Annotated in this window: 10 protein-coding genes; 8 read left to right on the top strand and 2 right to left on the bottom strand. The window is 38.5% G+C overall.

Going from position 1 to position 10,633, the window contains the following annotated elements:
• Together MRZ19_RS05420 and ilvD are read right to left on the bottom strand one after the other, a co-directional pair.
• A partial coding sequence (locus MRZ19_RS05420) for a hypothetical protein (RefSeq protein WP_291031143.1) occupies positions 1–214 on the bottom strand: 214 nt, incomplete at its 3' end.
• A 114-nt stretch (positions 215–328) separates the two neighbouring features.
• Positions 329–2,365: a dihydroxy-acid dehydratase gene (gene ilvD / locus MRZ19_RS05415; RefSeq protein ID WP_291031141.1), complete on the bottom strand. Its 2,037-nt coding sequence runs from the start codon at positions 2,363–2,365 to the stop codon at positions 329–331.
• Between the two features lie 100 nt (positions 2,366–2,465).
• Between ilvD and MRZ19_RS05410 the strand changes: the two genes are divergently transcribed.
• From MRZ19_RS05410 to MRZ19_RS05375, 8 genes are all read left to right on the top strand, one after another.
• Positions 2,466–5,381 (top strand): DUF4910 domain-containing protein, encoded by a 2,916-nt coding sequence (locus tag MRZ19_RS05410; protein WP_291031138.1) that lies wholly within the window; start codon positions 2,466–2,468, stop codon positions 5,379–5,381.
• Positions 5,368–5,604 (top strand): phosphopantetheine-binding protein, encoded by a 237-nt coding sequence (locus MRZ19_RS05405; protein ID WP_291031136.1) that lies wholly within the window; start codon positions 5,368–5,370, stop codon positions 5,602–5,604. Before MRZ19_RS05410 ends, MRZ19_RS05405 begins: the two co-directional genes overlap by 14 nt.
• Complete coding sequence (locus MRZ19_RS05400) at positions 5,601–6,332, top strand: hypothetical protein (RefSeq protein ID WP_291031134.1); 732 nt, start codon at positions 5,601–5,603, stop codon at positions 6,330–6,332. The genes MRZ19_RS05405 and MRZ19_RS05400 overlap by 4 nt, the downstream gene beginning before the upstream one ends.
• An 8-nt stretch (positions 6,333–6,340) precedes the next feature.
• Positions 6,341–7,174, top strand: a complete 834-nt coding sequence (locus MRZ19_RS05395; RefSeq protein WP_291031133.1) for an AAC(3) family N-acetyltransferase — start codon at positions 6,341–6,343, stop codon at positions 7,172–7,174.
• Between the two features lie 233 nt (positions 7,175–7,407).
• Positions 7,408–7,842: a flagellar basal body rod protein FlgB gene (flgB, locus tag MRZ19_RS05390; protein ID WP_291031131.1), complete on the top strand. Its 435-nt coding sequence runs from the start codon at positions 7,408–7,410 to the stop codon at positions 7,840–7,842.
• 10 nt (positions 7,843–7,852) lie between these two features.
• Positions 7,853–8,353, top strand: a complete 501-nt coding sequence (gene flgC, locus MRZ19_RS05385) for a flagellar basal body rod protein FlgC (protein ID WP_291031129.1) — start codon at positions 7,853–7,855, stop codon at positions 8,351–8,353.
• Positions 8,354–8,363: 10 nt separating this feature from the next.
• Positions 8,364–8,681, top strand: a complete 318-nt coding sequence (gene fliE, locus MRZ19_RS05380; protein WP_291031126.1) for a flagellar hook-basal body complex protein FliE — start codon at positions 8,364–8,366, stop codon at positions 8,679–8,681.
• Positions 8,682–8,686: 5 nt separating this feature from the next.
• Complete coding sequence (locus tag MRZ19_RS05375) at positions 8,687–10,450, top strand: penicillin-binding protein 2 (protein WP_291031123.1); 1,764 nt, start codon at positions 8,687–8,689, stop codon at positions 10,448–10,450.
• The last annotated feature ends 183 nt before the right edge of the window (positions 10,451–10,633 follow it).

Genomic DNA, 10,633 nt, shown 5'->3' with positions numbered 1-10,633 from the left:
TTATCAAGTTTTTTTCATTCTCTTTAATAAAATCTCTAGCTTCTTTATTTAACACATACACTCCACCATATTGTTTTAAAAACTCTTTTTTACTTAGAGGTTTATCAGAAGATTGGTCTGTATGGCTTTGTAATTCTTCTTTTTGGCTACATCCTGTTAGAAATAACAGCATTACAACTGCAACTACAATCCCTAATGTTATTTTTGTTTCCATAATTTCCTTCCTTGTTTAGATAATACCATTTAAGACAATTTTCAACACTTTGTTTATCTGGCGTAATTGTGTGTTCCATTGTAATATCCTTAGTGTTTTTTGATGCGTTGTTATTTACAACTCCGTTTTTAGCACTGCGCCATTTGCGGCGTTGCTTACAAGCAGGGAGTAGCGTTTAAGCCATTTGCTTGTAATCTCTTTTTTGATTGGCTTCCATTTAGCGCGGCGTGCTTCTAAAGTTTTAGAATCCACTTTCAATTCCAAACTCCCACGCGAGACAGAAATCTCTATTTCATCACCATCTTCAATCAGTGCAATAAGCCCTCCTTCAGCAGCCTCTGGGCTTATATGCCCGATACAAGCCCCCCTTGTCGCTCCGCTAAATCGCCCATCAGTAATGAGTGCCACGCTTTCGCCCAAGCCCATTCCCATAATAAGACTTGTAGGGCTTAGCATTTCTTGCATTCCCGGTCCTCCCTTTGGTCCTTCATAGCGGATAACAACCACACTTCCAGCCTTTACCTTGCCCCCTGCAATGCCCTTAATCGCTTCATCTTGTGAGTTAAAGCAAATTGCCTTGCCGCTAAATTCTTTCATAGATTCTGCCACTGCTGCGACTTTTAGCACCGCCCCTTGCTCGCAGAGATTACCAAAAAGGATTTTTAATCCGCCAACTTGTGAGTAGGCGTTGTCATTATGGCGGATAATGTTAGAATCTGTGATATTTGCGTTTTGGATTCTCTGCCCTAGCGTTTCGCCGGTGATTGTGAGAGCGTCTAAATGTAAAATAGAATCTTTGTGTTGCAATTCAGCTTTTCTAAAGAAACTTCGTTTTGGCGATAAATGCGGGAACTGCGAAAAATCGCTGCGGTCATTACCGCTTAGGTAACTCCCTTGCTCACTCAAAATCTTAGAATTGCTGGGGTCTAGATTTGCAGAATCGGTTTGAGTGCTTTTTGTGACTTTTTTGTCATTGCTAGATTTTGCTTGAGATTCGGCAATGTTAGAATCCACAATTCTAGTATTTGCGGTATTGCTTTGTAAAATCGTTTCGCCTTGCGAATGAGACGCACTATAGCGTGCGTCGCAGTGAAGCGGGGCGGAAGGATTTTGCAAATGATTACCCAAAGACGAATTGCCACGCTTAGAAATTTCATTCATTACAGCTGAAACACCCCCTGCACGATTTATATCCTCCATATGCACGCTACTGAGTGCCGGGGCGATTTTGGCGATATGTGCTACATTTGCAGCGATATTATTGATAGATTCTAGGTTGAAATCCACCTCCGCTTCTTTAGCAATGGCTAACATATGCAAAATCGTATTCGTGCTTCCCCCCATTGCCATATCCACGACAAAGGCGTTATGCACGGCTTTTGCGTTCAAAATATTGCGGAATCTAAATTTTTCACTTAAGCTAGAATCTAGGGCAATCTCTACAATGCGTCTAGCTCCCTGCCTTAGCAGTTCTTCCCTTTCAGGTGTTAGAGCTGGAATCGTGCCATTGCCCGGCAGTGCCACGCCCATAGCTTCACAGAGTGTATTCATAGAGTTTGCCGTAAACATTCCGCTACAACTCCCACCACTAGGACAGGCTTGGCACTCTATCTCGTGCAGTCTTTTTTCATCAATTTTGCCGCTTTCATACGCCCCCACCGCTTCAAATGCGGAGTTTAAATCAAGTATTGTGCCATCTTTCAGTCGCCCTGCTTTCATAGGACCGCCACTTACAAAGATTGTCGGCACATTCACACGCAACGCCCCCATAAGCATTCCGGGTACAATCTTATCGCAGTTTGGCAGACAAATCATCGCATCAAGCGCGTGGGCGTTCATCACAGATTCTATGCAATCAGCAATGAGTTCGCGGCTAGGCAGGGAGTAGAGCATACCGCTATGCCCCATAGCGATGCCATCATCTACGCCAATGGTGTTAAACTCAAAAGGCACGCCCCCAGCCTTGCGGATTTCATCTTTGACAATTTCAGCATATTTGTTTAGGAAAAAATGTCCCGGAATGATGTCAATATAGCTATTTGCCACGCCGATAAAGGGTTTGCTAAAGTCCTCATCTTTTAGCCCTGTTGCCCTTAGCAAACTTCTGTGTGGGGCGCGATTATGTCCTTTTTTCACAATATCACTTCGCATTTTTAACTCCTTAGAATCTGTCTTATGCGATTTTAGCAACTTTTGCTTTAATTAGAGTTTGTGTATAATTGCACAACCTTGAAACAGAAGACACAAAAATATGGATTCCTTAAATCAAGCATTTCAAAATGCCTTTCAACAATACGCAACAAATTGCGCCATAGAAGTGGATAAAGAGAGTATCACTTATGCAGAGCTTGAAATTCAAACTAACGCACTTGCTAGCTTTTTGACACAAAATTGCGCACAAGAAAATAGCATAATACTCTTTGGCGCACGCTCAATAGAAGTGTATGTTAGCGTTGTTGCTTGCGTGCTTGGGAACTTCACTTATGTGCCTTTAAACCCAAAATTCCCAAATGAGCGACTCCAAACAATGATTGCACGCACGGAATCTACTACAATACTTTTATGCAAAGAATGCGTAAAATCCTTTTGTGGGATTGCAAATTCCATAAAAGGGCTAAATATCCTATGCTTTAAAGTGAATTTCACAGAGTTAAAAGAGCAATTCCCACAGCATAATTTTATAGAGATTCCATTGGAGTTTCCGCAAAATGCGCATTTTTCACTCACTTTAAGCAAGCCAAACCCCGCTTATTTGCTCTTTACAAGCGGTAGCACAGGAATCCCAAAGGGCGTGTTAGTCAGTAGAGATAACCTAATCTCTTATGTCAATCGCATTAAAGATTTATACAACTTCACGCCACAAGAGAGAATCTCACAATTTTTTGACTTAACTTTTGATTTAAGTATGCACGATATTTTCTGCACTCTACTCTTAGGTGCAACACTTGTAGTAATCCCACAAATTTGGCTCTTAAACCCACTGAAATTTATTGCGACAAAGCAACTCAGTGTGCTTTTTGCCCCACCTTCTTTAATTGCTTATTTGCAAAACCTAAAAGCCTTAAAAGAAAATGTTTTACCAAAACTAAAAATTGCGTTATTTTGCGGTGAAGCACTGCCTGTAAAATCCGCCATAGCCTTTGCTAAAGCCGCCCCAAATGCCTTGCTTGATAATCTCTATGGTCCCACAGAAGCCACAATTAGCTTTACGCATTATCGCTTCATACAAAAAGGTGGAATCCAAAATGCGATTCCAACTTTACAAGAGGATATTTTACCGCTTGGACTGCCTTTTGATGGGCTTATGCTCTCTTTACGCAACACGCAAAATAAAGAAGTTAAAACAGGCGAGGTAGGAGAGATTCTACTAGGAAGCAAGGTTAAAGAAGCTTCACAAATCGCACTTGGCTACTACAATGATCCTAGCAAAACACAAGAGAAATTCATAGAAGAAAAGGGAATTAGATGGTATAAAACAGGCGATTTAGGTAGATTTGATGTAACACTTAACGCCTATTGCTTCTTAGGGCGTCTTGATGAGCAAGTAAAGATTCAAGGATTCCGCGTAGAGCTTTTAGAAATAGACAATGCACTAAGCCTTGCAAGCAACAAGCAAGGGCGCGCGATTGTGCTAGAAGAAAATGCTTTTAATGTGCTTTATGGAGTGATTGAAGATAAACAAAGAGATTCCACAGAAATCTTAAACACATTGCGCCAAAAACTCCCCCACTATATGCTCCCAAAACAGATTTTTTACCTAGAGAATTTTCCGCTAAATGCTAATGGAAAGGTTGATAGAAACGCCATCAAACAATGGCTAGCTTATCAAATTACGCCCCCCCCCCGCTCTAATGATAGCCTTTTAAACTATGGAAAAGAGATGTATGCCCTAGCACAAACACTCTTTAAAATTCCACGCTCTCTAAGTGGCAAAGGCAATCGCCAAACGCTGCAAATTCTAAAAGATTCCTTAAAAACGGCTGATTTAAACATTTATACGATTCCAACAGGGACGCAAGCCTTTGACTGGGAGATTCCAAAGGAATGGAATGTCAAAGACGCCTATATTTTAACGCCTAGTGGAGAAAAAATCTGTGATTTCCACACCAATAACTTACACCTTGTAGGCTACTCTATCCCAACACGCACAGAATTAACATTTAAAGAGTTAAAAGAACATTTACATTTTTTAGAAAATGAGCCAAAAGCGATTCCTTATATCACTTCCTATTACAAAGAATATTTTGGATTTTGCTTAAGTTTTGAAGCTTTTAAAGCCTTGCAAAAGAGCTATGCAAACTCACAAGAAAAATTCCAAATCATAATTGATAGCACGCTTGAAAATGGCGTAATGAATTATGGAGAGATAAGAATCAAAGGGCAAAGTAAGAAAGAAATTGTGCTTAGCACCTACATTTGCCATCCGCAAATGGCAAACAACGAATTAAGCGGTATTTTGCTATGCCACGCCCTTGCAAAAATCCTAAGCCAAAGAGAGAGCCGCTACTCTTATAGAATCTTACTTTTACCTGAAACACTTGGAAGCATTTATTACTTAAGCCAACACTTAAAAGAGCTAAAAGCATCTTGTATTGCGGGGTTTGTGCTAACTTGCATAGGCGATAGCGGAGAATATTCTGTGCTGCATTCTAAAAGCGCAAATAATCTAGCAGATAGAGCAGCCAAACACATCTTAAAGCATTACTACAAAAACCACAAAGCGTACTCTTATTTAGAGCGCGGAAGTGATGAACGGCAATATTGCGCACCGGGCATAGATTTGCCCTTTTGCACGCTAATGCGAACAAAATTTGGAGCGTATAAAGAGTATCACACAAGCCTAGATGATTTAAGCTTACTAAGTCCTAAAAGCCTAGCAAATAGCTTAGAATATGTCTTGCGTGTGTTAGAAGCAGTGGAGATGAATGGTGTGTATGCAAATACGATTTTATGTGAGCCAAAACTCAGCAAATACGACCTTTACCCAACCCTTAGCACCAAAGAAACCTTTGCTAACATTAAAGATATGCGCAATCTTTTAATGTATTGCGATGGTAAGTTAGACTTGCTTGAAATTGCAGAGATTTGTAACTTTAACCTATTAGAACTCAAAGAGTATTTGCAAAAATTTATCACAAAAGGATTGCTAAAAAATGTTAAAGAATAGAATTTTAGAATTTTTAAAAGTGAAAAATCCCGCATTAAACACAGAAAATTTTGAGGATTTGCCACTTTTTAGTGCTTTAGATTCTATGGGCTTTTTGGAGCTTTTAAGCGCGCTTGAAACAGAGCTTGAAATTGAGCTTGACTTAAGCGAATTTGACCCTGAAGAGTTTAGCACGCTTGGGAAGTTTTGTGCGATTATAGAATCCTTAAAAGAGTCTAAATGATTGATTGGGAAGCGCTTTACAAATTAGAATTTGTGCATTTTAAGGAGTGCTATTTGACTTGCGATTCTTATTGTTGCAAGAATTTTTTAGGCGAAAACTTTAAGATTTTAAACCAAAACGCCGTAACACTCGCACTCTTAGAAGGTGAATACAAATATTACACACAAAAAGGTGGAATCCTAAATCTGACAACACCCGCTAAAAAGGAAGAATTTACCCTACAAAATGGCAAAAAATTTGTGCTTTACTTTCTCTCTTGTGAATGCGCTGGACTTTGCAACCCCCATTGTATGCGCCCACTTTTGTGTCGCATTTATCCCTACTTTCCTATTGTGAATGCTAAAGGAGAGATTTTAGACTTTTATCCTGCTAGCCTTATGGATTTATTTTTTAGTCAAAGAGAAGCGCATAAATGCACGCTTGTAAGAGAACACGATGTGGAGCTTAAGGCTATGCTAAGGACTAGTTTAAAGTCACTTTTAGAGATTCCACTTTTTATTTTTGTTTTTCAAGCAATGGAAATTCTTGCAAAATCCTTACAAAAAACTATGCGCGATAATGTGGGCGATTTAAAAGTGGATTTGCTAGATTCTAGCAACAAGAGCTTGTTTTTTAAAAAGCTTGAATGGAATCTTTTTTCACGCAAGGCTTGGAACACTTCTAATTTTAATGCGCAAATAACGCAAGCTTACACAGAAGTTGCTAAAAACTTTGGGGAATTTCTATAAGGATTTTTATGAAAAACTATTCCACACAAGAGATTTATAATGCTTTTAAAAGCATCAAAAGCGATTCTACTTTGCTTGTGCATAGCTCTCTTGCAAGCCTTGGCAAACACGAGAATGCAAGCTTAAATGCGATTCCAACTTTGTGGATAGAAACACTTTGCAAAATTGTAAAAAACGGCACACTTTTAATGCCAGCTTTTAATTATACCTTTCCAAAAACACGCTTTTTAGACTTAAACACGGCTAGGAGTGAAGTTGGAATTTTAAGTGAAGCCTTTAGACAAACCACTAAAATTAGAAGCAATCACCCTATGTTTAGCTTCTGTGGTAGCGGAAAAAGAGTAAAAGAGATTCTAATGCCAAAAAGCACACTTGAAAATATGGGTGAATGGAATCCTTTTTTAGAAAATAGCGTGTATCACAGGCTGTATTTAGAAAATGCTGTGATGGCGTTTGTAGGGATTGATATTAGAGTTTGCACTTATATGGTGTATGTTGAAGCGATGTGTGGCGTGAAATATCGGTATTTTAAGCCCTTTTTAGGCGAGATTCTGACCACAGAAAACACGCGCATAAAGGGGGAGTTTTATCATTTTTGCTTACCTTTAAGTGAAGCTTTAAAAGTTAATTACTTCCGCGTCCAACAGCAAATGCTAGAAAATGGAATCCTAAAAGTCTTCCCACTTGGCGCATCTAGCATTTATCTCTTTTACGCGCAAGAGTTTTTTCACTTCACCAAGCAAGCTCTAGCAAACTCCCCTTTTATCCTACTAGAAACTCCACCCAAGCATTTTTATACTTTCAAAAACGAAACAGAAACAATTTTACAAAAGGCTGACTAAATTCTTTTCCATACTTTTTATTACTAGTGCTACTTTTAGTGATTTTATGACTTCTTTCAGTTACACCATCATCGCTATTCTCAACAATCTATCACTCTCTCCCAACACACCTAAAAACAATAAAGAATCTTAAATTCCGATTCCAACTTCTACGCTTGATAAAGCGCATAGTATTCTTAAAATGGAACAAAACTTGCTTGATAAATCCTAAAGTTTATCTTTTAGGAGTTACTATGAGTATTTTTAGTTATAGCCCAGCACGCGCATTAGCACAAGAAGCATTAGACCACAGGGCGTTGCGTCGCGATATGATTGCTAGCAATATTGCAAATGTTTCTACTCCTATGTATCGCCCAAAAGATGTGAATTTTGAACAAATGATGGCATTAAAAGCTGATGCAATCTTTAACCGCAACCGCAATTTAGAACTTGATATTGCAATCACAAACAAAAACCACCTACTTCCAGCAAAAGAGAAAAATCCCCATCATCCAACAATGTTTTATCGCGATGGACATTTAGCAAGAAATGATGGCAATAGTGTAGATTTAGACATTGAAACAAGCGAAATGGGCAAAAATGATATTATGTATCAAGCCCTAGTTGGAATCCTTAAAAAGCAAGGCGGAATCTATAATTACGCCATTGACTCCTCAAAAAGCATTTAAGGGGGCATAAATGTTTTTATCTAGTTTTGATATTAGCGGCTATGGACTCTCTGCACAACGCCAAAGAGTGAATTTAATCTCAAGCAATATTGCCAATGCAAACACCACACGCACAGATGAAAGCGGACCTTATAGAAGAAGAGAATTAGTGCTTAAAGCCTTTGATTTTGATAAAGTTTTAAATCAAAAGTATGAAAAAAGCAATAATTTGCTAGAATACGAAGATCCATTAGATGAAATGGATAGTTTTAGTGAAGGGCGTAAGCCTAAGCCTACGCTGATGAGTGTCTATGTTGATAAAATCGTGCGCGATGATACTCAACCTAGAATGAAATACGAACCAAGCCACCCAGATGCAAATTCTGAAGGCTATGTTGCGTATCCAAACATTAATCCTGTTGTAGAAATGGCAGATTTGATTGAAGCAACAAAAGCCTATCAGGCAAATGTTGCAGTCTTTCAAAGTGCTAAAAATATGGCTTCTACAGCAATTTCAATGTTCCAGGCATAAAGGATTATAAATGGAAATCAAAAAATATGGGATAGATTTAGAAAAAATCAATTCTAAACTCCAAGATGTCCCAAATCTCTCGCCAAACCACAACCTAAACCCGCCTACAAAGAGTTTTGGCAGTATGCTTAAAGATGCTGTTGATGAAGTTAATACTTACCAAAAAGCCACTGAACAGGCAATGGCAGATATGGCAACAGGACAAATTAAAGATTTACACCAAGCCGCTGTTGTGATTGGAAAAGCAGAAAATAGTATGAAACTGATGCTTGAAGTGCGCAATAAGGCAATTAGTGCCTACAAAGAATTAATCAAAACACAAATCTAAGTCTTGTGGATAGTGCGCAATCTAAAAAAGCAGGAAAAATCCTGCTACTTTTTATCCTAATCGCCCTAGGATTTTGCATTTTTCTAGGCACAATTTTTTACCGCAATTTTACAGAACGCACACTCCCAAACCTCCAAACAAAACGCGTTGAAAGTGCCATTAGAGGAAACATTTATAGTAGCGATGGATTCTTGCTAGCTTCTAGCAAAAAAGTCTATAAAGCCGTTGTGAATACCTACAATATCAATCCCCAAAAAAAAGAATTATTCATTAATCTCTTTAGCATTTATAGCACAATCCCAAAAGATGTCATCAGAAAAAAATTAGAACAAAAAGGAAATGTAACGCTCTCTTATAACATTGACTCCAAAAGTGCTAGCTATCTCAAACAACTCAATTTAAAACTCAATCAACTCAATGTTTTTCAAAGCTATGAAGACAAAAATGGGAATATTTTCAAATATGGACTCTCTGTTGTGGAAAGTGGAGAATTACGCGATTATCTCTATGAAGACACGATGGAACCCATTTTAGGCTATATCAATAAAGACAATGATTCTAAAATCACGCGCGTAAATGGAGTCAAAGGCATTGAAAAAAGCTTTAATGCAGAATTAGAGCCCAATAGTGATTTATTAATGATAGGTGCGCGTGACATTGGCTTTAATGTGGTGTTAAATAAGGATTCCATTTTTAAAGAACGCACAGATGGCTATGATATTATTAGCTCCATTCCGCTAAAACTCCAAAAGAAAGTAGAAAGGCTAATAGATCGCCACACAAAAGAACTAGGCGCAAAAGAGATTCTAATTGGCATAATGGAAACCAAAAGTGGAAAAATCCTAAGCCTAGCAAGCAATGCACGCTTTAATCCCAATGCAATCACAAAACAAGATTATCCAAAGCTTAATGCAAACGCTATTGAGCTTTCTTATGAACCCGGTAGTATCATCAAACCTATTATTTATGCAATGCTACTAGATAAAAACTTAGTGCAAAAGGATGAAGTGATTGACTTAGAAAATGGGCGTTTTAAACTTGATAAATTCACCATCACAGACACGCACAGATTAAAATCTTCGACCATTGAAGAAGTGCTGCTCTACTCTAGTAATATTGGTATGGCAAAAATTGCTCAACGCTTAAGCCCAGCGGAGTATAATGCAGGCTTGCAGGCTTTTGGTTTTGGAAATTTAAGCGGAATTGATTTGCCCTATGAGCGCGTGGGAGTTATCCCAGACTCTAGGCGATTCCGCAGTGAAGTGTATCGCGCAACAGCGTCTTATGGCTATGGCTTACGCACAACTTTTATCCAAATGCTAAAAGCATACAATACAATCATTAATAATGGAATCGCTTATGAACCTTATCTTGTAGAATATCTCCAAGACTCCAAATCCATCCGCTACAAGCTAAAGCACCAAACTCCAATTAGAATCATCAGCGATAGCACGGCAAATGCGGTGAAAAACACGCTCATTAAAGTCGTAACTGATGGCACAGGTAAAACTGCCCAAGTGCCAGGAATTACCATCGGCGGAAAAACAGGGACAGCGCATATCGCACAGGGCGGGAAGTATGTGAGCAAATATAACAGCTCTTTTTTTGGCTTTGCAAGCGATAAAGCAAATAATGAATACACCTTTGGTATTAGCGTGCTTGAACCCAATGAAACCAATGCCTACTTCGCCGCACGCACAGCAGTGCCAATCTTTAGAGAAGTCGTAGAACTCCTTGTCAAAGAAGGATATTTAAAGCCGATGCTATAATTCTTACAATTTTACCAGCGCTCCAATCAAAATTGTATTCTATTTCGTAACACATTCCATACAATCTACAATTTTTATAGCATTTATCTAACATTTTTAGTAAAAGCTAACATAAATTAGATAGACTGCCTTCAATCATCATTTTACATTTAAAGGAGTCATTATGCTTGGGATTGGTGGTAA

The sequence above is a fragment of the Helicobacter sp. genome (assembly GCF_022770205.1).
GTDB lineage: Bacteria > Campylobacterota > Campylobacteria > Campylobacterales > Helicobacteraceae > Helicobacter_D.
This window is presented reverse-complemented; position numbering and strand designations above follow the sequence as displayed.